This is a genomic window from Massilia arenae (genome assembly GCF_008014745.1).
Taxonomy (GTDB): domain Bacteria; phylum Pseudomonadota; class Gammaproteobacteria; order Burkholderiales; family Burkholderiaceae_D; genus Telluria; species Telluria arenae.
On record NZ_VPFD01000006.1, the window covers coordinates 26,856 to 49,344 of the forward strand.

The window sequence follows — 22,489 nt, forward strand, 5'->3', positions numbered from 1 at the left end:
AGGTTTACCCTCCAATAACCAGCCACCAAAAAACTCACTTTCATGACACAAAATCAGACCACGCCTTCAAGCGGCTTTGAAACCGAGCTGTTCGTCTCCAAAATGGACTGTCCGTCTGAAGAAAACTTGATTCGGATGGCTTTGGACAAAGTCGACGGCATCGATCATATCGCCTTCGACCTAAATACCCGAACCGTCAGAGTGCTCCACCGTGGGAGCGCAGATATCCTTTTCGACGTCCTTCAACCATTGCGACTGGGGGTGGAGCTTCGCAGCTCACGTCCGGCTGAGCCACGCTCTACCGTACAACGCACGATCAGCACGCTCGCAATACCGAAGATGGACTGCCCGTCTGAGGAGAACATGATCCGCATGGCGGTAGCTGATGTCGAAAGCATACATTCGCTCAACTTCGATCTCTCGGCAAGGCAGCTCCACGTAGCACACTCGGGAAACATCGATCCTATATTGTCGAAGCTGACACGATTAGACTTGGGCGCCCACCTGATCAGTTCCCGTCCAGACCTGTCCCAATCGACTAGCGGCTCCGATAAAGCTGGAGACGCGTCAGAGGCGAAGACGTTGCGGCTGCTGCTGGCTATAAATGCTGTGATGTTCGTGGTCGAACTCACATGGGGGTTAATCGCAGAATCCGCAGGATTAGTAGCCGATTCGCTCGACATGTTCGCCGATGCAGCAGTCTATGGTTTAGCGTTATACGCTGTTGGGCGCGCGGCTGCGCTAAAAACTCGTGCGGCCCACGTGGCTGGGTGGCTTCAACTCGTGCTCGCACTAGGTGCGCTGAGTGAAGTGGTTCGACGTTTCTTCTTTGGCAGTGAACCCGAATCTGTTTTGATGATGAGTGTCGGAACCGTAGCCCTCATTGCTAACGCTGCCTGCCTGATTTTGATCGCCAAGAAACGTGATCGGGGTGCGCATATGAAGGCAAGTTATATATTTTCCGCCAACGACGTTATCGCCAATCTCGGCGTGATCGCTGCTGGAGTGTTGGTTACCTGGACTGGTTCGCCTTACCCCGATCTTGTTGTGGGCACCATCATCGCCGTCATCGTGCTCACTGGTGCGCGCCGGATCCTTAAACTGAGGTAGCGGTAAAGCGTTTTTGTTGCATGAATGGCTGACCGGTAGGTGGCGAGCTGCCACCACCGGTCATGGAAGCTACTTTATTATCCGGTTTCACCCACCTATGGCATCAGGGAGACAGACTAAGCCGAAGTCCATCAACAGCTGGGAAGGCGACCTTACCAATAATATAGTCACCATTACTTCCGTCGAACTTCACATCAACATGACTCATTGTCGCGGTTTCTCTTCTGAAGTCGCCAACTCTTTTCCTCCCATCCCGCACAGCGACTAGCCACCAATAGAACGCTGCATACTCAGCGATAAACTGCGCCCGCCAACATATCCTTACCCGCTGTGCAAACTCGTTCCCATAAGGGAATCCCACATTCCAGTCCTGGAAATCTGCTTGGTCTGGCGATGCATGCATCACACTAAAATAGGTCTCGTAGCTATTTCTGAGCATGATGAAGGCTAATAATTTCACGTTGCAGCCGCTCGGAGAATTCAGAAGGTCTCTGATGGATTCGGCTCGATGACGAACATAGTCCTCATCGTCGAACGGTTCCGATTCTGCGATTACGCGAAGTAACCGTCGTAGCGTTGCACGATAAACCTTTATTGCAAGACTAAGTTTTTCAGTTTTCCAACGCTTCGGAAAAAGGACGCTTTTCATAGGGTCGCATCGTTCAAGAGCGATTTTCCAAGTCAAGACCACGAGTTGGGGAACTTCGCGTGTCGTGAAAGGTAGCGTTGCCGGCGGGGGGACTTGGTGAATAACCCACTGTAGCCATGTAGTTTCAGGCCTCAACCACGGCGAGAAATGATATGCCCGTGAAGACAAAAATGATTCCAGCTGATTGCGTACTGCTGTCGACTCCTCCCACCAATGATCAAGACTTTCAAAAGCTCGCGCGTATTCCCTTTTGCTTTGCTGTATCTCCAACCGAGCATCCACGCTCAATCCAACGCCTGAGATGGGACCGTTGCAGTGCGGGCAGACGTATGGCCTGCTTAGGATCTCTTGATGAAATCCATAAGTGGGCAAATGCTTGCCGCACGAGTAACAAGTATCGCGCAGTGCTGCTCCATCTAGCGGGCAGTGGGAGAGGAACTTCGATTGATGCCAGAAGCTATGATAAAGATGCCCTAGACATAGGGGACAATAGCGAAACGCAGTATTCCACCATATAGACCTATGTTTTTCAGATGATGATCCGAATACCTCTTTTTCACTCGGCTCATCAATCCACCAGCTGCTGTGGCTGAACACGTCCGGGTCGAAACCACGCTTATAGGAAAAAGTGGCATGCTCTTTCTGATAGCCCGCACCGTGCGTGCAATGGGTAAGCAGTTCTTTTACTCCGAGGCCGTTACGCCATCCGAATCGCCATATTGAGGAGACCATCGATTCTTCCGGCAAGGGAACCAAATCGAGCGCGGCGTTGGAAGGAAACTCTCTAACGGCGTTATCGTAAATCTTCATCGCGGTCTCCCTTGTGCCCGCTTGGCCTCACCTTTCATTTCGGCAATTGAGTCCGCCAAAAGTGCAAAGTCAACAGCGTCGTCCCAAGCTTCCGAGCTTGGAAAAACCCCCGGTGCGTCGCGATGGTGCTGGACCGTGAGATAGCGCCGTAGTGCCGTGAAGAATTGTCGGGCTGGAAAACCCACTTTGTGGACCGAATGCGGGGAACATTTTTTCACAGCGTCGAAAAACCTTGTGGTTTCGTTTTCCAGCCGAAATCCAGCGTCCCAGGCAGTCGGCATAAAGAACTGGGTCCAGGTCTGGGAAGTTTCAGCGGGCCAGACGGAACTATCATACTGAGCAAAAATTGACGCCACATCTTCCTTATACGAGAATGCTCGAAACGATTGACGGCGCCGTGCAAATCTAGAGATGAGGTCAGACTTGCCCATCTCCCGAAGGTGGCCAATAACGTCGGAAAAATCTGGGTCCTGTCCCATCATGATCGTTACCAACTGGACGCCTTCACGGTCCAGCTCGTTATAGATATCTTTCAGGAAGAGGAAATCTTCGAGACGCATGGCATTTGCTTCATCGATAAGGAGCACGACAAACGGTGACTGATATACTCGAGCCAGATCAATGAGGCGTCGCACAAGTCGGTGGCGCAGGTCGAAGGTCTCGCCACGAAGTTCCGGGTGACCTACCGCAGTAAGAAAATGCTTGAAGAATGCGCGGATCGATGAAACTTGCTGGTTCCAACTGTTATGCCGGATCACCACCAATTCGGGCATGCGGTCACGCAGTAAATGTTCAAGTAGTACGAGCGCGCGAGTCTTTCCTACACCGCTTTGCGCAGTGAAACAGCAACCGCTTTCGCGCACGAGCAGGATGTGGCGGACGATTTGGTAGAGTTCCTTGATTGGTTCCGTCAATAGGACAGTATTTCGATTAAATGCCGGATGGTCGATCGTCAGTAGGTCAGCGAAGGCAGTCAATTTAATCTCCTAAGTAAGTAGGACCAGTCTTGGGAGCTTCGAAATCGAAGAAGCTACCGGTCTTGGGCGAGATTGAAGGCGGCGAAGGTATCAGTGAGTCCCCTACTGCCGCTTTATCACCGATGCGCTTTTGATCGGCCTGGACCTTGGAAAGGGAGAGCGCTTCCTTAGAAGCGCGCTTGGCGTTTCGAGCACGCTTGCTGCGTTCGCGCAGCTCGTCGGCCTTCCCATCGCACCAGCGTGCCGCTACTGACGTCGAATTCTCATGCAGGCGTTGCGACAGACCTGCCTGGTTCATAAGTGCACGGTTGCGCCACGAAATATGGTCTCCTCGCTTGTTCGCCGGGCCCTGCAGAGCGCCGAGCTGTTCGCCCGTCTCGAGTACGGTCGCATTCGCGACCTGGACATCGCGTCGATCGCAGTAGACGATGAGTTGCCGGTCGATGAGGTCGTAGGCGTTCGCAAGAGCGGCGTTTGTATATTTCCATCGCCCGAGAGTCACATGAGGCCGGATGTTATTCTTGCGGCTGCCGCAAACCTTAACAACTTCGACATGAGAAAGAAGCTTCAAGTCTTGCTGCGCCGGAATGGGTAAAGGCTGCAGAAACACTCCCGAATCGGAGCGATTCAAGCCATGCTGGAGCGCTCCTATCGGCGAAGAGAAATTGTTACCCTCATTCCCTTCCTCGTTGTGCTCTCTGATGCAGGCATAAATGACATCAATGAGGTCACGTATGGTGATCTCGAACTTCACGGCCTGCTCGACGGGCTTATTGCGGCGCGTGTCTTTTGGCCCAGACCCGAATGTGGAAGGCAGTCTTTTTAAACCACGCTCGCTCAGTTTGCCAAAAATCCTTTCAACTGGATGCCTACGCCACCACGCCTTGACCGGACCGAAATTGATCGCACAACCGAGTGTACGGATTATGTTATCGACGACTTCGGTCGCCGCATTCGACCATGCGTTATCCATTTTGAGGACGCCGAAGCCCTGGAACGCTATCTCGGGCATGATTTGTATGGGGAAAACCTTGCCGTCAACAGTTAATGGGCAAGTAGCCGCATCGCTTTCTTCGGCCGGTGGACGTATCGCGGACTCGACCACCTCTAGCACACTGTCCCCGCTCGGGTTCCCCTCGAGCGCTACAAACGCGCCCAGCACAAGATTCCATCGCTCCTCAATAAGAAAGCCGATGTGCCAGCGAGCAAGCGGTACTGGCAAGCGTCCGCCATCTTCGGTCTCCAGGATCAGAACTGAAGCTGCGTCGACTTTATGGAAATCTAATTGGCAGGCGCCATAGCCGCGAAGCTGCGGAAAAAGGCTGCGCCTCCCAGAACCGACCCCATGTCGACGCGCCGCTTCCTCTCCAGAGCGAGCCGAGAACCAGCGCGTTGCGTTCTCGCTCAGCAAACCGATACAAAATTGCCGAAGAGACTTGTATCCGCAATTCTTCGTACTGAATGGCCAGTCCTCCGACGTAAAACCCAGTGAGCGTAGCTGGTCAAGAAATTCACCATGAAGCTCGGCGTAGCTGATCCGAACTACTCGAACCGAACGCTCTCCAGTGCCAAGAAAGCGGTTCCGAATGTGTAGCTCCACTTCGGGAAATCGCGCGAACAGCTGCGATAGAGCACCTGCACACCCACCCGATCCTTCACCTAGCTCATGGACAACTGGAGCACGTCGCTCGTAGCCGCGCAAACGCTTCCAAGGCACCAGCGCACGAAAGCCGGCGATCGTGCCGTCCTCACCACCAGCCATGCATCGGCCAACCAGGTAGAAAATCTTCTGGCGCGGTATCGCCGTAGCAGCTGTGATCTGTTCGTGCGCTACTCCGTCCGCGTACATTGCGACAGCCAGCTTACGAGGTCGGTAAATACGCAGGATTTCTTCGTTCAGGACTTCCTCATCAGGTGCTGGCCACTGCGACAAGTTCGCAAAGGCAGCAGGAATAAGGGTCCGGCTACGTGGGACACTCATGACCGCACCCGGTCGAGTTGCGAGTGAGTTCCGAATAGGCGGCGAGTCAGATCGGTATGCACCGTGCCTTCCTGGAGCGCCCTGGCCACCACGGCAAGCATGATGCTCCGATCGGCCCGGGCGTCGGCCAAGACATCCTGTACGCGCAACGCGCCATGTCGAGACATTAATGCCAAGAACAGCTCGGTTTCGCGATACGTGGGATAAGCTTTGACACGGGTCATGATTGCGCAGAGCATGAGCCAGTTGTCCAGGAAGACTTCTTTCCCAAGCAGTTCAAGTTCGCTGCGCGCATGAACTTCTACACCGGCCGATGATGCCTTCTCTCGCAGACCCTCCGGAATCGAGGGATCACTTTCCTTGCCTGATGAAGAGCGCCCAGAACGAGCTATGACGATCCAATGCTCAGCGCCGTCGCGGCTGCGTACCCTGACATAGCCGGCATCACTGTTTGAAGCAACTTTAAAAGGATCATCGACGAGTTCGTAACCAGCAACGCCCGTATCACCTTCAAGTAGCATCAAGTGCATGAAGGGCACGTCACCGGACACGGTAAGGCGGCGATTGTTCTTGGGGGAATCGAAGATCCAGAGATTCGATACCTTGGCCGCGCGTTTGCGTATCACGGACAAAGGCGTAAAAGTTTCCCGCGCATGTGCACTTGAGGAAACGCGTTCTAAGACTGCTTTCACCATTGCTCTACCCTCCAGTTAATAGACGGATGCAGCTTTTTTGAAAACAACAGTTGACCGTCCGGCCGGAGAGCGATATCTTAGAATTTCCACGTTCGAAGATACTATCTCGGCCAGAAAGCGGCGGATCTCAGTTGTAGGGGGTTCGTCGTTTTCTACATTTATTCCTCCTTAAGGATCGCTGCGATACGCGCCGCTTGCTCGTGTGTAATCCTGGGCGCCGATTGAATCAATGACTTCACGAGTGGTGCTATAGAGGTCGAGGCCACAGAACTGTGACAAGTCGCGGCGCACCGATCTGCAACCGCGACAGCGAACAAACGGTGCGACTCAGCGTCGCTCAGTTCCAGCGCCTCGACGATGCGGCACAAGAGGAGCGTCGAAGGCGGCCCCTTTCTTGAATTCTCCAGCTGCGAGTAGTAGCCTCTACCCAATCCGGCACGAGAGGCAACGTCTGCTTGCGTCACGCCTGTGCGAATTCTTAGGGCATACAATTCACTGCCAAAGTTAGTTTCGGCTGCTCGCATGTTTTAAGGCGGAAGCTGATTTTGAGTGCGAATGCAGTTTATACAACTGCTTTCGGTATTCCGCAAGCAAAATATTCCCTGGGTTTAGATAATGCTGGCGATACTGCTTTCTCTGCTACGACGACCGCCCCAGATAATATCTGCGTTGGTGTTCCAAAGGCTGCACCACGTATATTCAGTTGCGAGACAAGAACGCGGTGCTCGTAAGGGCAGATGTCTAGATAACGCCTGGTCGATTCGCCAAAAACTAACTTTTTAGGGCGCCGTTGCTTGGCCCGAGGGTGCCGTTTCTCCATCTCTACGAGGACAGAGCATCTGTGTGGCAAAGCGCCTTCGCGCGCAAACCTGAAAAGTAACTTTTTGCGACGTCAACAACCAACTACGGATTATCTAGATAACGTCTAGACGAATCGCTCAAAACTAACTTTTAAGGCGACGCTGCTTGGCCTAGGGTTCGGTTTTGCCATGCCTACGAGGACAGTGGGTCGGTCCCGTAGCGATCCTCCGCGCCAAGCACCTGAAAAGTAACTTTTTCCGACATCAATAACTAACTATGGATCAAATCGGCGTAGCCGAGTCGGCAGCTCTACCACGGAGCATTATGATTACTCCTGGAAATTGGTATTTCGATAAGGAAAATTGAATGCGATTGATGCTCGATGTTTTGCTAAATCCATGAAGCTTGAACTTCGTACGGAGGGTGACTATTGCGAGGATATTTGAAAGCTGAGCTGGTTTCAATTTGCCCAGTGCTGCCAACGTCTTGCTAACTAGCAGGTCAAGGAAAATGCGGGGATGTGCGCTAAGTCTACATCTATAGGTTTGAATTCGATCCCATCAACTAAGTCACCATATTTAGGTACAATGTTGCCGACGAGAGAAATGCCGAAGTACTCAAAATAGATGACTCTTGCACGAATCCCAAACAATTCAGTCACTTAGTCGAAAATTACGTCACCTGATTTAGGTACGAGTACTCTCGGCGGTAGAAATTTCAGATCTTCGGCAGTAAATCTGTCAAATGCCCACTCGGGTCGACCTGAATCATTCGCTTTCAATACAGCCTGGCCTGCTTGTCACTTAGGGGCCTTCGTCATTTCGGCTACGCGCTATTCAACCGTCGTTAGCCAAACCAGGTTGGACCAACGGAGCCTGAAACACGGCCCAAAACCGCTACTAGGTCGCCTTTCTGTTCGACAAAAGCTCAGTACGCACCCATCCCACAGCTGCCGGCAACACAAGCAACACAAGCAACACAAGCAATACAAGCAAAACAAGCAAAACAAGAAGAATCCATTCTCCTGGCTCGGTGCGTGGTTTCATGCAGGATGTCGCCAATGGACAGGCCGACGATGCCCTGATCATCCGTGGTGATACATAAATCGCACCTCCAGGAGTGGCGTTACCGTGCATTGTTTGCTCGCCCAGGCACCTTCTGAATTAATCACGTTCGAGCTCGCCTGCATTGTTTGTGAAAACCTCAATGCATAATCGATGCGCCCTTCCATGTATACGGACCAACGCGTGCAGCATGCGCGCCAGTCGAAAATCCGCACTTAATAGATAATCCTCCTGATACCAGGATACCGCAACTCCAAGAGTTTCGGAATGTCCACACTTTATTGGCACTCGAGAAGTATCATTTAACCGACGAAGTGAATATCCCCCCCCTCGTCACCAGACCCAGCCGTTCTGCCCGACAGCATTGTGACGCACAAGTTCGGCCACTCGTCCGGCATGAAATCGTACGCAGACCTCAATTCCATCCCAAGCGCATTGACGCTCCTCACACGTATATGAGATTTTCAATAAATACCTTAAGTGGGAGGACGTCATGCTTGCGAACAAGTTCAAGTCGAGTTTGACGTATGCGCTGATACTCGTGGCCGGCCTCGGGATCGGGCTGGCCGCGCCACAACTCTTCGAGGCTTTCAAGCCCGCATACAGCACCGGTGACTATTCGGCCTACTATCCCGACGCGAACACCAGAGTCGTGCTCTACGGCACAGTGACCTGCCCTTACTGTATCCAGGCACGCGCCTATCTCCGCAAACGCGCGATTCCCTTCATCGATCGTGACGTCGACAGTTCTGACCAGGGGCGGCGTGACTTCGCCTCACTCGGAAAGCAGGCCGTACCCGTCATCCTCGTCGGTGACCGTCTCCTGACAGGCTTCAACAAGAAACATCTCGATGCCGCCCTTGACCAGGTTGGCCATCCAGTCGCCCGATAGGGCCTAGGACGCAGCGCTGTTGTTGTGTCGGGATCGCCGCGACCGGCGGCGCGCTATCCCGCAGCAGTATTCCGTCAATGCTTCAACCTTATGAGGAGAACTTGATGAACAAGAAATTGCTTACCCTGCTGTTTGCAATCGGCCTTGGCGCCAGCACTTCGGTATTCGCATGGCAGGACAACCAGTGCCTCGCCGGCTGCGGTCAGATCCTGGATGCCTGCCAGCGAGCGAGCACGAATGCCGCGGAATCCGCTAAGTGCTGGGAGGATTTGCGGTCGTGCAACGACCGGTGCGGCCTCTGAAGTCGCCAACGACGACATGCCGCCCGGATGGGCGGCATTTTATAAAAGGCTTTTTGTTGCTCGGGGTATTTCAATAGGATTACATTCGTATGACTTCCGATGTCATGCCAGCGCCTGGTTGTCATGAGATCTTGGACAACTTGTTTTAGTTCTTTCGAACGAATCCATCAAGAAACCATCAGTCAAGAACATCAAGCCCACTGGCTTATGCATTGCGCATTTCACTTAAGCAGGCACCCGGCGCCGCCAGTCTCGCCAATTTTCTCCGACTCCTGGTTCGCATCTCCGAACAGGGTTCATTTGTACTTGGAATAATCCTCGAACTATACTCGCCAAAAAATGCGCTGAAGCCTTGCCGACGTCGTTTCATCTTCGGCAATAAGCGTTCGGGCTTGGATTTCCGGCAGGTCGCAATTGCTCGCTTTAGCGTGTTTTATTGCCGAGTTAGGCGGCGGCCTTGCTGCGCGTCGATGCCAAATGCCTCGATGGCAGGCTTGCTCATAATGTTATGCACTATGAGTATATTCCTCGAAGGCCCTAGTGACGTGCCCTTGTCCGCAACTGCTCATCGTTAACGCGAAGAGATTTTCTTAGCAAAGAAATTTATATATGGAAATTATTTCCTACGAGCATTAATATGGGGACTTGACCAACTTTCACAAATAACAATATGCGGAAAGTAAACAACGCCATTCCTGCCCTGCTCGTCAGTGCCAGCCTGCTCAGCGCTTGCGGCGGCGATACTAACCCCGTCACCGCCCCATTACAGCATCAAGAAATGCGTACTACGAGCCGAGCGGAGGCGCCGTCCAACCATGACGACGTGGTACAGCGCTTATACGTGGGCTATTTCGGCCGCGCCGCCGATCCGGGAGGCCTAGCTTACTATGCTAAGCTTTACCGCGACGCCGGCGCGCCGACTACCGTGGTCGGCATGAACGAGGCCTATGGCAGCAGTTCGCAGATACGCGCCCTGGTGGACAGTTTTGGTACCAGTGCCGAGTCAGCCGCGCTCTATCCTGGGGATAATGCCACCTTCATCGCCGCGATCTACCGTAATATCTTCAATCGCACTGCGGATACGGCAGGCGCCATCTATTGGACCGACCTGCTGGATCGCAAGCTGCTCACCCGCGCGAGCGCTGCGCTGGCCCTCATGTCCAGCGCTCGAGGCTCGGACGTTGAAGCCCTCAGCCAAAAGGCCATCGCGGCCCAGATCCTTACCGACGCACTTGCCAAAGACAGCCAGGGCACCAGCTACAGCAATGAAAAGATAACAGCCGTAGTGCGCCAGCTGATGAGCAACGTCTCCGATCGTTCGGACCTGGACGCCTTCCGGGGCACCGTCGGCGCCACCCTCACTGTCATGCTGAAGAACGATTTCAGTTGCGCAGGCACCCCGGCTGCCGCCACGATCGGGCCTTTCCAGACCTATGCGGGCGACTGTCTGGTCAGCTACCAGCTCTCCGCCGCTGAGATGAAATCCCTGGCTGACTACGACGGCAGTAGTGCCGCCTACAGCAAGGTTAATGCCATCGAACACGCTGTGACGGCGCATGTCAAAGCGCAATTCAAGGACAACTTCGACACCATTTTTTATATCTGGGACCTGGAGACCAAGCCGGCCAACGCGCCCTACGGATACTACCAGCCAACAGGTCAATGCACGCGGACGCCTTGCCCGAGATTACAAGGCACGATGACCATTCCGTTCTGGAACGATGCCTTGCGTGACAGCCCGCTGCTGCACGAGATCCTGCACCGCTACGCCAACAAGGTTCTCCCCAGCACTGACACCTCCCACTGGGGCTTCTCCTCGGTCGGTGGTCAGCTGGGAGGCTGGGATGCCAGCCGTTTCCAGGCACTTGGGGATAACCAGTACCACGCGGCAGCGCCTCTGGTCTTTGTACCGGGCACTCCAAAAGCCACCATCGACTACACCTATTCGATGCTCAACGCCTTCAGCGAATACACCTCCGGCGGCAATAGCGTGCCTTATGCACCACTGGAGTTGTACAGCATGGGCCTGATTCCTGCGTCGGAAGTGCCCGATGTCCAGATCGCCCAGTCGCCCGTCTGGGTCGATCGCGCCAAAGGCAACTTCTCAGCGACCGGCTTTACCAGTTATTCGGCCAATGCCTACGGCGACCTGATGGCCGCAGCCGGCCTGGCCAAGCCCGACCCCGCCAAGGCGATCCGCAACTACCGGGCCCTGGTGGTGGTGCTGACAGACAAGACCCAATTGACCAGCGACGTGACCACCAAGCTCACCTCCAGCATCACCCAATTCACGATGCCGTCGGTGGCGGATAGTAGCTGGAGCCACAACGGCGTACTTCTGCTGCATAACTTCTGGATGGCAACGGGTGGCCGCGCCACCTATGCGATGAACCAGGCCAGCAGCTGGCGCAAGCAGGAAGCACCCACCTGCCAGATCTCGGCAGACTACGGCACGGTCGCACCCGCCGCCAATGTCCAGCTCAACGCAAGCTGCGCGCCCACCGCCAGCGACTACATCTGGAGCCACCAAGGCTCCGGAGTTAACCAGAACGCCACCGTGACGGTGAGTCCAACGCAGAGCACGACCTACACGGTGAAAGGAGTCAACAGCCTTGGCCAGGGCGCGGCGGTTTCAGTGCGGGTGCAGGTGGTGCCGGGCTTGCCAAAAAATTTGCCTGGTGGCTACGTCTGGCATAACAACCGCGCCTGGGCGCCAGTGGCCCTTGGCGCGGCAAGATTGAACTACGCCAATGCCCTCGCCTATTGCAGCACGACGGCGCTGAACGATCAGACCGGCTGGCGCTTGCCTACCCGTGACGAGCTGGAAGGTTTGCTCAAGGCTGGCGTCACGCCGCCCACCAGCGCCCAACCGATCGCCTGGACAAGCACGCCGTACTCCCCGACGGAGCAATATGTGCTGGATTTGGAATCGCATACCCTTTACCGCAGCACCACCGCCAGTTTGTCGGCGGCGATGTGTGTACGCTAAATATGCATAGGGTGCTAGCCAGTAACTAGCACTCCTGGAGTTTCGGAATCGACGGTCCATGCCTCCTCGCGCACGCCGATTCGCGATTCCGCATCTCCAGGAGTGGCGATAGGCTGCTTCCCGCCACTCCTGGAGATGCGATATGGCGTTAATTGATACTCCAGCAGTGGCGTTTTGAGACGAATATCTGACGTACGGGCTCAAGTAGACATATCAAGCGATCGCGGGTGGAATGAAAGCCGACAGCTTCACCTGGCTAAACTCGCGCAAGAGGGCGCCCGCCGCCTGCGCCATGGCCACCTCAAGTGCACCGTTGATCGCCTGCTCCTGAGCACAGCCAGGATGATCGACATTCGCACCGATAGCGAAGATCACCGGCTCCTCGAGTGCTTCGTACACATCCAGCACCGTAATGCTGTCGGGATCGACGGCTAGTACCCATCCCCCATTTCGCCCAGCCGTCGAACGTACGTAGCCGGCCTCCCGAAGCCCGCCCATCATGCGTCGTACCAGCACAGGATTTGTGTCGAGCGCTACGGCCAATTCCTCGGAACTGGTCGTGCCCTTGCGTCCATGTATATGGACCAGCGCGTGCAGCATGCGCGCCAGTCGAAAATCCGCTCTCATCGATAATCCTCCCGCTCCAAGGATACCGCAACTCCGAAAGTTTCGGAATGTCGAGCAATTTATTGATACTCGAGAAGTATCATTTAAGCGACGACGACGTGAACATTGCCCCCCCCCACCACTGCCAGGCGCCCTGCACCGACGAGCAGTACGGTTCCGCAAGTTTCAGCGATCCGTGCCGCATGAAATCGCACACACATCTCAATTCCATTCCCAGCGCATTGACGCTCATCAGATGTATATGAGATTTTCAATAAATACCTTAACCGGGAAACGGTCATGCTTGCGAACAAGTTCAAGTCTGGTTTGACGTATGCACTGATACTGGCGGCCGGCCTCGGAATAGGGCTGATCGCGCCACAACTCTTTAAAGCCTTTAAGCCCGCATACCACACCGGTGACTATTCGGCCTACTACCCTGACGCGAACATCAGGGTCGTGGTCTACGGCACTGAAACCTGCCCCTATTGCATCCAGGCACGCACCTATCTGCGCGAACGCGCCATTCCATTCATCGATCGGGACGTCGACAACTCGGACCAGGGACAGCGCGATTTCGCCGTACTCGGAAAGCGGGTCGTGCCCGTCATCCTCGTCGGCGACCGTCTTCTGACGGGCTTTAACAAAAAACATCTTGACGCCGCCCTCGCCAAGGTCGGCCATCCGAACGCCCGATAGGGCCCAGGACGCAGCGCTGTCGTTGTGTCGGAACGGCCGCGACCGACGGCGCGCCATTCTGCAGCAATCCCCGTCAATGCTTCAACCTTTATAGGGAGAGATGGATGAACAAGAAATTGGCTACCCTGCTGTTTGCAGTTGGACTCGGCGCCAGCACTTCGGTCTTTGCCTGGCAGGACGTCGACGCGTGCGTGCGTGGCTGCGGCCAGGTCCTGACCCGCTGCCTGGAATTCAGCACTAACGCCGCGGAGTCGGCTCAATGCCTGCAAGAGTTCAATGAGTGCCGGGACTGGTGCGGCTTCTAAAGTTACCTATCGAGACATGCCGCCCCCAGGGGCGGGATTCTCTGACCACATGATGGTCGACCCATTCAGCAGTGGCTGGCATGAGAACTGCCCGGATCCTGTCAAGCAGATTCCGGTGGAATGAAAGCCGACAGCTTCAACTGACGGAACTCCCGCAGCAAGGCGCCCGCCGCCTGCGCCATCGCCATCTCGAGCGCACTATTGATAGCCTGCCAATGCCCTTCTTCGCTAATCACGTCGATGGTTGACCACCATCCCTTGGTTGCTATTGTGCATATTGTTATTTCATCCGCAGTCAGCGGTTTCGAATATATTTTTTGCTTCGACATCGCTAGTTGGTTAGTTACTTTTTAATGCAAGAGATAGGTGCCACAGCGGACGCAGCAGCATCTTGGTCGTCGTCCCCACGCAAAGATTATTGCACTTCGATATTTATTCAACGACAATGATTGCGCAATCAATTTATGGTAATCCTGCTCCCCGCCCTACTCGCCGCAACCGCGCAGATTCACTTTTTCAAGGTTTTCATGATCTCTCTACGTACCCTTGCAGGCATCGCATCGTTAGCCGGACTGGCAGCCTGTTCGACCCCTGACAGCCAAACCGGCGTCGACAGCGCACCGGCAGGCCCCGCCCTCTTCGAGCGCTTCGGCTACGAAGGACGATCGCAGGAAACCGCAACGCCTACCGCCACCCAATACCGCAACCCGATTCTGTCCGGCTACTACCCCGACCCTTCCGTGCTGCGCGTGGAGGACGACTATTACCTGATCAACTCGTCGTTCACGAACTACCCCGGCCTGCCGCTATTCCATTCGCGCGACCTGAGTACCTGGACGCAAATCGCCAACGTGATCACCCGCCCCTCGCAGGCGAACTTCCAGGGCCTGGGCTCGTCGCGCGGAATCTATGCCCCCGACATCTCGCACCACAAGGGCGTCTTCTACGTGGTCACCACCTGCGTCGATTGCGGCGGCAATATGGTCATGACGGCGACCAGGCCGGAAGGCCCATGGTCCGAGCCCGTCAAGCTGGCCTTCGGCGGCATCGATCCTTCGCTGTTCTGGGATACGGACGGCAAGGTCTACCTGGTCGGCAACGACGCGCCGGCCGAGAAGCCGCGCTACGACGGCCACCGCGCCATCTGGGTCCAGGAATTCGACCCGGCCGCGCTGGCGGTCAAGGGCGAACGCACCCTGCTGGTCAACGGCGGCGTCGACATCGCGGCCGAGCCGAGCTGGATCGAGGGCCCCCATATCTTCCGCCGCGGCGCCTACTATTACCTGATCGCGGCCGAGGGCGGCACCGGCGACAACCACTCGCAGGTGGTGTTCCGCTCGACCAGCGTGCGCGGCCCGTTCACGCCCTATGCGAACAATCCGATCCTCAGCCAGCGCAAGCTCGATCCGGCGCGCCCGAATCCGGTGACCTCGGCCGGCCACGCCAAGTTCGTCCAGACCCAGGATGGGCAATGGTGGGCGACCTTCCTGGCCACCCGCCCCTACCGCGACGGCATGTACAACATCGGCCGCGAAACCTTCCTGCTGCCGGTCACCTGGAAAGATGACTGGCCGATGGTCCTCGAGGACGGCAAGCCGATTCCCTTCGTCGCCGCGCGGCCGGCGCTGCCGCCGCAGGCGCGCCCGGCCCTGCCGCTCTCCGGTGACTTCGCCTATGTCGACGAATTCACCGGCGCGCGCCTGTCCGACGCCTGGATCGGCGTGCGCACGCCGGCGGCGCCATTCCACCGGCTGGAGGCGGGCCGCCTGGTGCTGGAGCCACGCGGCCGGCTCGGTGACCTGGACGCCACGCCGGCCTTCCTCGCACGCCGCCAGCAGCACCACGTCGCCACGGTCAGCACCAGCCTGCGCTTCCGTCCTTCCCGCGAAGGCGACCGCGCCGGCCTGGTGGCCTACCAGAGTGACGCGTCGCACCTGTTCTACGGAGTGACCCGGGTCGGCCAGCGCGACGTGCTGGCCCTGACGGTGCGCGCCAAGTCCGACACCGACCGCGTGCTGGCCAGCGTACCGTTGGACGGCGAAGCGATCGACCTCGAGATCCACGCCGACGGTGGCCGCATGGACTTCTTCTACACTGTCGGCGGCGTGCGGCGCGAACTGCGTGCCGGGGTCGATGCGACCTTCCTGTCGACCAGCAAGGCCGGCGGATTCACCGGCACGATCATCGGCCCCTACGTCTGGCGCGCCAGCGCGAAGGGCGCGGCTTCCCTGTATTGACGAGGTCGCGGTCTCGTGGCCGCGGCTTGAAGCGTGGCCAAAGATATTCCTAACAAATTTTGTTATGCGCTACCATTTTAAGTTAAGCAATGGTAGGCTTACCGGACAACGTGTCTGAAGCATAACAATATCGACAGGAGGAGACTTGGAACAACATCCGCCAACAATCATGGCAGGCAGTCCCGCGCCCCGCGCGTTGATGACCGCCTGCCTGCTGGCCGCTGCGCTCGGCGCAACGCTGGCGACGGCGCCGGCTGCCGCGCAGCAGGCGACACAAGCATCCGCACCCGCAGCGCAATCCGAAGGCCGCCAGCGCATCGACTTCAATGACGGCTGGCGCTTCACCCTGGGCGACCCGGGCGGCGACTCGACGCCCTACCTGTACGACGTGCGCCCCGAGGTCAAGAAATCGGCCGACGGCAAGGACGCCGACGCCAGGCCCGACCAGGCGGTACAGGTCGAGCGTTGCGGCGTGGCCCTGCTCAAGCCATGGATACTCCCGAGCGGCAATGCCTTCATCAAGGATCCGGCGCGCCGCCATGCGCGACCGGCCTCCGATCCATCCATCGATGCGCCATTCGCGCGCCTGGGCTTCGACGACAGCGCCTGGACCCAGGTGCGCCTGCCGCACGACTGGGCGATCGCCGGCCCCTTCCTGGAAACCGGGCCGTATGGCGGCATGGGCCGCCTCAAGACCTGGGGCCCGGCGTGGTACCGCAAGACGCTCGAGCTGAGCGCGGCCGACCGCGGCAAGCAGGTCTACCTCGACGTCGACGGCGCCATGGCCTATGCCAGCGTCTGGGTCAACGGCCGCCTGGCCGGCGGCTGGCCCTATGGCTACAACTCCTTCCGCATCGACCTCACCCCTTATGTGACGCCGGGCGCCAGCAACCAGGTGGCGATCCGCCTCGACAACACGCCCGAATCGGCGCGCTGGTATCCGGGCGCGGGCCTGTACCGCAACGTCTGGATCACCAAGACGGCGCCGCTGCACGTGGGCCAGTGGGGCGTGCAGGTCACGACGCCGCAGGTGTCGAAGGAATCGGCCCAGGTGGCCTGGCGCGTGAACCTGGACAACAAGGGCGCCGCGCCGGTCAAGGCCGACGTCGTCACCGAACTGCTCGTGCTCGACGCCCAGGGCAAGCCGACCGGCAAGCCGGTGGCGCGCGTGACGTCTGCTGCCGCGACCGTCGCGCCGGGCGCCAGCGCCAGCGTGGACGGCACGGCGACGCTGGCCAAGCCGCGCCTGTGGGGCCCGCTGCCCACCCAGCAACCCCACCGCTACCTGGCCGTGACCACGGTGCGCCAGGATGGCCGCGTCGTCGACCGCGTCGAGACGCCGTTCGGCATCCGCACGCTGCGCTTCGACGGCAAGGAGGGTGTGTTCGTCAACGGCGAGAAGATCGTGCTGCGCGGCGTGAACAACCACCACGACCTCGGCGCGCTCGGCGCCGCCTTCAATGTGCGCGCGGCGGAACGCCAGCTCGAACTGCTGCAGGAGATGGGGACCAACGCCCTGCGCATGGCCCATAACCCGCCCGATCCGCAGCTGCTGGCCCTGACCGACCGCATGGGCATCCTGGTGGTGAACGAGGTGTTCGACTCCTGGCAGCGCAAGAAGACGCCGCTCGACTTCCACCTGATCTTCGACGACTGGCACGAGCAAGACCTGCGCTCGATGATCCGGCGCGACCGCAACCACCCGTCGATCATCATGTGGAGCATCGGCAACGAGGTCGGCGAGCAGTACACCGACAAGGAAGGCGCTGCGCTCGCGCGCCGCCTGCACGGCATCTCGCGCGACGAAGACCCGACCCGGCCAACCACCCTGTCCATGAACTACGCCAAGCCGCACATGCCGCTGCCGGCCGAAGTGGACATCATCAGCCTGAACTACCAGGGCGAAGGCATCCGCCAGGATCCCGAGTTCGAGGGCACCGACCGCATCCGCACGCCGCCGCAGTATCCAGGCTTCCATAAGGCCTTCCCGGACAAGGTGATCCTCACCAGCGAATCGGCGTCGGCCTTCAGTAGCCGCGGCGTCTATTTCTTCCCCGTCCACCCCACCGACAGCTCGATCGTGCGCGACGGCCGCGGCGGCGACTCGAAGCTGCAGCAAGTGAGTTCGTACGAGCTGTATGCCGTCGATTTCGGTTCGTCGGCCGACAAGGTGTTCGCCTCGCTCGATCGCCATCCCTATGTGGCCGGCGAATTCGTCTGGACCGGTTTCGACTACCTGGGCGAACCGACCCCGTACTACGGCGCGCGCAGCTCCTACACCGGCATCCTCGACCTGGCCGGCTTCAAGAAGGACCGCTTCTGGCTCTACCAGTCGCGCTGGCGTCCGGATTTCAAGATGGCCCACATCCTGCCGCACTGGACCTGGCCGGATCGGGTTGGCCAGGTCACGCCGGTGCACGTGTTCACCTCGGGCGACGAGGCCGAGCTGTTCGTCAACGGTAAATCGCAGGGCCGCAAGAAGAAGGCGCCGTTGACCTATCGCCTGCGCTGGGACGACGTGAAATACGAACCGGGTGAGGTCCGCGTGGTCAGCTACAAGGCCGGCAAGGAATGGGCCCGTGCCTCGGTGAAAACGGCAGGCGAAGCGGCGTCGCTGCAGGCCAGCGCCGACCGCGCGACGATCGATGGCGATGGCCGCGACCTGTCCTTCGTCACCGTGCGCATCGCCGACAAGGCGGGCGTCGACGTGCCGCGCAGCATGCAGCGGGTGCGTTTCACGGTCGAGGGCCCGGGCGAACTGGTGGCCACCGACAACGGCGACCCGACCAGCTTCGAACCGTTCCCGTCGGCCGAACGCGCCGCCTTCAATGGAATGGTGCTCGCCATCGTACGCGCCAAGCCGGGCGCCAGCGGTCCGATCACGGTGCGGGCCACGGCCGCCGGTCTGGCGCCGGCTTCGGTGACGCTGCAGGCAAGGCCGGCGGACAAGGCGATCAAGACCCACCAGCGGCCGTAGTCGCCGTCCTGGCGTCAACTAGCTTTGGCGTCGATCGGCAACGGCGCGTCGGGCGCCAGCTGGTCTTCGGCCACCCGCTCTGGGCGGCTGGCGCCCGGGATCACCGCCGCGACCGCCGGATTGGCCAGGGCGAACTGCAGCCCGGCCGCCTTGATCGCACCCCATGGCGCTCGGCCACCGCTTGCAGCCGCGCCACCCGGTGCTCAGCACGTACTCGTCGCGCGGGTACTTCGCCAGCAGCTCGCCCAGGCGGATCTCGGACAGGCCGGCCCCGTAGAAAGGCGCCGTATCGAAATAGCGCGTTCCTTCGCGCCAGGCGGCGTCGATGGTGTCGGCCGCCTCCTGCTCGGGGATCTTGCGGAACATATCGCCAAGCGGGGCCGTGCCGAAACCCAGCGGATTGCTTGGCACCTTATCTTTCAGGCTCATGATTGCTCCTCGTTGTCGTCGGTGCTCCGGTGGACGATGGCAAGGTCTGGCCGCTGAGGCCAGTAAATGGTGGTCAATTCGGATGGCCAATTCGGGTGGTCGAATCGTTCAGGCCGCAGAACGGGTCCGCTTACGGAACTCGGCCGCCTTATGCCGGTTGCCGCACAGGGCCATGCTGCACCAACGCCGGCGATGCGATTTGGTGCGGTCATAGAACCACAGCACACATTCGGGATGCTCGCACTGGCGCACGTACTCGAATTGCCCGTTGGAAAGCAGCTCCGCCACCGACTCGGCCACCTGGCCCAGCGCCTGTTGCGGCGACGGCGCGGGAAGCCGGCGCTCGAGCCGGGGGCCGTCCTCGTTCCACTCAAGTACTGGCGTCGACTGCATCATCGCCAGATAGAGGTTGATCCGCTCCGGATTGCCCCGCTCGCCCTGCTTGCGCCGCTCGACCAGCTCGCGTGCGATCGCCCTCAATTCCTTGGCATCGTGTAACAGGGCATCCTTGGGCGCCTCGTCGCCCGGTTCGCCTGCGTCGATGCCGCAGCGCGCTAGCCAGCGCAGGACATCATCGCCGCTGCGCCAGAAATCGACGTACTGCTCTCCACTACCGGCTTCGGTATTGAGCAGGTCGAGCGCCGGATGGTCGCCCACGAGCAGCGGCTCGGTCAGGGCGGCTCGCTGTGTGTTGTCAGACATGGTCTTCCTTTCGCAATAACCATCAACATTATACTTTAACGGTTACCTAAAGCGTGCCATACTTGATGAATAACCCCTTGCAGGGATGTTTACGGGTTACTTCAGAAGCCAATACTTCATACAGGGATTTCATCATGAAAAGCATTCTCAAACCTATCCTCATGGCAGCCGCGATCGGCAGCGCCGGCGCCGTCCAGGCAGCCGCTCAGGTAAATCAAAAGGCGCCCGCCGTGCGCTATTACACGGTCCAGGTCAAGGGCGTCGACGTGTTCTACCGCGAAGCCGGTCCGAAAGACGCGCCCGCCGTCCTGCTGCTGCACGGCTTCGGCGCCTCCTCCCACATGTTCCGCGACCTGATCCCGCAGCTGGCCAGCGGCTATCGCGTGATCGCGCCCGACCTGCCCGGCTTCGGCCTGACGCGTACGGACCAGTCGTTCAAGTACACCTTCGACAACCTGGCCGACGTGATCGACGCCTTCACCACCGCGAAGGGCCTGCAGCGCTATGCGATCTATGTATTCGACTATGGCGCGCCGGTCGGCTGGCGCCTGGCGGTGCGCCATCCCGAAAAGAACACGGCGATCGTCAGCCAGAACGGTAATGCCTACGAAGAAGGACTGAGCCCCGGCTGGGCGCCGATGCGGGCCGCCTGGGCCGATCCGACGCCGGCCAACCGGGAAGCGCTGCGCAAGTTCAATACCCTGGACATGCTCAAGTGGCAATACGTCGAGGGCGTGAAGGACACCACGGTGGTGGCGCCCGACGGCTACCTGCTGGCTCACGAGGCGATCGAGCGCATCGGCGTCGACCCGCAAATGGACTTGCTGGTGGACTACGGCCAGAACATCAAGCAGTACGGCCAGCTGCACGCATTCTTCCGCCAGTACCAGCCGCCGACGCTTGCCATCTGGGGCAAGAACGATCCCTTCTTCCTGCCGCCCGGCGCCGAGGCCTTCAAGCGCGACAATCCGAAGGCGGAGGTGCGCTTCCTGGACACCGGCCACTTCGCGATCGAGACCCACGGCCCCGAGATCGCGCAGGCGATGCGCACCTTCCTGGATCGCCACCTGGGCGGGGCCAGGTAAGTCTACGGCCGATGCAGCGGCCCAGCTCGGCCAGCGAGGGGTTGCGCTTGGGCTCGGTCCCGGGGCAGAACACCAGCGGCCAATCGTCCGGTCCCGGCCGCAACCCTTCGGCCAGCGCCGCGGCGGCCGGGTCGTGCTCGGGATCGTGCAGGCTGTATGAACACGGCTGCGCCGTCGCCGTAGCGCTGCTGCGTGCCGAACTGGCGCACGTGCTGCAGGTCGTCTTCGTCCAGCACTGATGAATCTGGTGGCGCCGCTTTTCGAGGTTGGCGGTGAGCAGCGGCGCAAAGACCGGCGTTGCGCTCATGCCATGGCCCCCGGCAAGGAGCGGATAGGTACGAACAGATATTCGCGCTCGACGTCGTTCGGGACTGCACCAAGTATCGCGTTATTGGATTTCATGACGATAAGAGACTCCGGAGTCACCATGCCCGTTCAGTAAGTTGATGTCGTTTCCGGTCAAACCCGGATCTGCCGGTGGCGGCGTCAAGCGCATCAGCGACCGGACGCGCAATCTCTCGCCGGCCGGCATCTCGCCTCGGCCAACCTCGTCCCCTATCCCGCCGTCGCCCCGCATCCTTCCAGCACCTTCAACTGCTGCGCGCGCATGAAGCTGCAACAGATCAGGATCTCGCGCATGAAATAGACGAAGGCAACGATCAGCGCCAGCATGCCGCCCACGAAGCACAGGGCGATGTACTGGTCGAGCGGCAGGTCGGTGGTGTCGCCCAGGAACAGCATCGCGATCACGACGCAGATCAGCAGCCCGCAAGCGGTGCTGGCGGTGATGCCGACGTTGATGAGACGGGCGCGGTAGTACAGGCTGCACAGTTCGCCCACGCAGTCGTTCTCCGGCTGCGCCTTCAGGCGGTCTTCCAGCACCCGGCTGCGGTCGATCAGGCGGCCCAAGCGGTTGGTCAGCACGATCAGCATCGTGCCCACCCCGGCCAGCAGGAACACCGGCGCGATTGCCAACTGAATGGCTTCACCGATATCGCTGAGCTGGAGGTTCATGGGAACGACGTCAGGACAGACATGCTGCAAGTGTAGCAGCAGAGCATGCGAGGTCGCGCTTCGCCTCTTCCTTATGGCGGAGCAGGCATGCCAACCATCGTTATCACAACTCCAGGAATATCATTTTCCCGCGCACGCTTGAGCACCTGCCGGACGAGCTAACTC

19 protein-coding genes and 1 pseudogene are annotated in these 22,489 nt (G+C 58.8%); 10 read left to right on the forward strand and 10 right to left on the reverse strand.

All coding sequences use genetic code 11. From position 1 onward, the window contains the following. Positions 1-42 precede the first annotated feature (42 nt). On the forward strand, positions 43-1,110 hold the full coding sequence (locus tag FVD38_RS07545) for a cation efflux transmembrane domain-containing protein (protein WP_147934250.1): 1,068 nt from the start codon (positions 43-45) through the stop codon (positions 1,108-1,110). Between the two features lie 103 nt (positions 1,111-1,213). Here FVD38_RS07545 and FVD38_RS07550 read toward each other — a convergent pair whose 3' ends face one another. From FVD38_RS07550 to FVD38_RS27180, 5 genes are all read right to left on the reverse strand, one after another. Continuing rightward, positions 1,214-2,569 carry a TniQ family protein gene (locus tag FVD38_RS07550; RefSeq protein WP_147934251.1) on the reverse strand — a complete coding sequence of 452 codons (1,356 nt, stop codon included), beginning with the start codon at positions 2,567-2,569 and terminating at the stop codon, positions 1,214-1,216. Next, a complete protein-coding gene (locus FVD38_RS07555; protein WP_187271507.1) occupies positions 2,566-3,546 on the reverse strand; it encodes an ATP-binding protein in 981 nt (326 codons plus the stop codon). The genes FVD38_RS07550 and FVD38_RS07555 overlap by 4 nt, the downstream gene beginning before the upstream one ends. Position 3,547: 1 nt before the next feature. Next, the gene (locus FVD38_RS07560; protein WP_147934253.1) at positions 3,548-5,527 is read right to left on the reverse strand and encodes a hypothetical protein; all 1,980 of its coding nucleotides are present in this window, start codon (positions 5,525-5,527) and stop codon (positions 3,548-3,550) included. Next, positions 5,524-6,222: a hypothetical protein gene (locus FVD38_RS07565; RefSeq protein WP_147934254.1), complete on the reverse strand. Its 699-nt coding sequence runs from the start codon at positions 6,220-6,222 to the stop codon at positions 5,524-5,526. Before FVD38_RS07565 ends, FVD38_RS07560 begins: the two co-directional genes overlap by 4 nt. 158 nt (positions 6,223-6,380) lie before the next feature. After that, positions 6,381-6,746, reverse strand: a complete 366-nt coding sequence (locus FVD38_RS27180; RefSeq protein ID WP_109343494.1) for a helix-turn-helix domain-containing protein — start codon at positions 6,744-6,746, stop codon at positions 6,381-6,383. A gap of 1,834 nt (positions 6,747-8,580) precedes the next feature. Here FVD38_RS27180 and FVD38_RS07575 point away from each other — a divergent pair. The 3 genes from FVD38_RS07575 to FVD38_RS07585 all read left to right on the forward strand — a co-directional run bounded on the left by FVD38_RS07575 (position 8,581) and on the right by FVD38_RS07585 (position 12,270). Continuing rightward, the gene (locus FVD38_RS07575; protein WP_147934255.1) at positions 8,581-8,979 is read left to right on the forward strand and encodes a glutaredoxin family protein; all 399 of its coding nucleotides are present in this window, start codon (positions 8,581-8,583) and stop codon (positions 8,977-8,979) included. Between the two features lie 104 nt (positions 8,980-9,083). Continuing rightward, complete coding sequence (locus FVD38_RS07580) at positions 9,084-9,281, forward strand: hypothetical protein (RefSeq protein WP_147934256.1); 198 nt, start codon at positions 9,084-9,086, stop codon at positions 9,279-9,281. A gap of 670 nt (positions 9,282-9,951) precedes the next feature. Then, entirely contained in the window at positions 9,952-12,270 is a 2,319-nt protein-coding gene (locus tag FVD38_RS07585; protein WP_147934257.1) for a DUF4214 domain-containing protein, read from the forward strand. Between the two features lie 213 nt (positions 12,271-12,483). Here the strand turns inward: FVD38_RS07585 and FVD38_RS07590 are convergent, their stop codons facing one another. After that, on the reverse strand, positions 12,484-12,897 hold the full coding sequence (locus FVD38_RS07590) for an Rrf2 family transcriptional regulator (RefSeq protein WP_147934258.1): 414 nt from the start codon (positions 12,895-12,897) through the stop codon (positions 12,484-12,486). 279 nt (positions 12,898-13,176) lie between these two features. Between FVD38_RS07590 and FVD38_RS07595 the strand changes: the two genes are divergently transcribed. Continuing rightward, positions 13,177-13,575, forward strand: coding sequence for a glutaredoxin family protein (locus FVD38_RS07595; protein ID WP_147934259.1), 399 nt, complete (start codon positions 13,177-13,179; stop codon positions 13,573-13,575). Positions 13,576-13,679: 104 nt separating this feature from the next. Next, on the forward strand, positions 13,680-13,880 hold the full coding sequence (locus FVD38_RS07600; RefSeq protein ID WP_147934260.1) for a hypothetical protein: 201 nt from the start codon (positions 13,680-13,682) through the stop codon (positions 13,878-13,880). A gap of 101 nt (positions 13,881-13,981) precedes the next feature. On the opposite strand, the gene FVD38_RS26425 is transcribed toward FVD38_RS07600, so the two are convergent. Further along, a complete protein-coding gene (locus FVD38_RS26425; protein WP_187271508.1) occupies positions 13,982-14,209 on the reverse strand; it encodes a hypothetical protein in 228 nt (75 codons plus the stop codon). Positions 14,210-14,407: 198 nt separating this feature from the next. On the opposite strand from FVD38_RS26425, the gene FVD38_RS07610 reads away from it, so the two are divergent. After that, positions 14,408-16,117 (forward strand): glycoside hydrolase family 43 protein, encoded by a 1,710-nt coding sequence (locus FVD38_RS07610; RefSeq protein ID WP_222706902.1) that lies wholly within the window; start codon positions 14,408-14,410, stop codon positions 16,115-16,117. A 169-nt stretch (positions 16,118-16,286) separates the two neighbouring features. Beyond that, complete coding sequence (galB, locus tag FVD38_RS07615) at positions 16,287-19,094, forward strand: beta-galactosidase GalB (protein ID WP_229493495.1); 2,808 nt, start codon at positions 16,287-16,289, stop codon at positions 19,092-19,094. A 198-nt stretch (positions 19,095-19,292) separates the two neighbouring features. Here the strand turns inward: galB and FVD38_RS27275 are convergent. Then, positions 19,293-19,523 (reverse strand): annotated as a pseudogene (locus FVD38_RS27275) (aldo/keto reductase); the annotation flags it as partial. Between the two features lie 108 nt (positions 19,524-19,631). After that, positions 19,632-20,225 (reverse strand): CGNR zinc finger domain-containing protein, encoded by a 594-nt coding sequence (locus FVD38_RS07625; RefSeq protein WP_147934263.1) that lies wholly within the window; start codon positions 20,223-20,225, stop codon positions 19,632-19,634. A 134-nt stretch (positions 20,226-20,359) separates the two neighbouring features. Here FVD38_RS07625 and FVD38_RS07630 point away from each other — a divergent pair, with 134 nt between their 5' ends. Together FVD38_RS07630 and FVD38_RS07635 are read left to right on the forward strand one after the other, a co-directional pair. Next, the gene (locus FVD38_RS07630; RefSeq protein ID WP_147934264.1) at positions 20,360-21,310 is read left to right on the forward strand and encodes an alpha/beta fold hydrolase; all 951 of its coding nucleotides are present in this window, start codon (positions 20,360-20,362) and stop codon (positions 21,308-21,310) included. 11 nt (positions 21,311-21,321) lie between these two features. Beyond that, the gene (locus tag FVD38_RS07635) at positions 21,322-21,549 is read left to right on the forward strand and encodes a hypothetical protein (protein WP_147934265.1); all 228 of its coding nucleotides are present in this window, start codon (positions 21,322-21,324) and stop codon (positions 21,547-21,549) included. A 316-nt stretch (positions 21,550-21,865) separates the two neighbouring features. Here FVD38_RS07635 and FVD38_RS07640 read toward each other — a convergent pair whose 3' ends face one another. Continuing rightward, entirely contained in the window at positions 21,866-22,324 is a 459-nt protein-coding gene (locus tag FVD38_RS07640; protein ID WP_147934266.1) for a DUF2721 domain-containing protein, read from the reverse strand. Between the last annotated feature and the right edge of the window lie 165 nt (positions 22,325-22,489).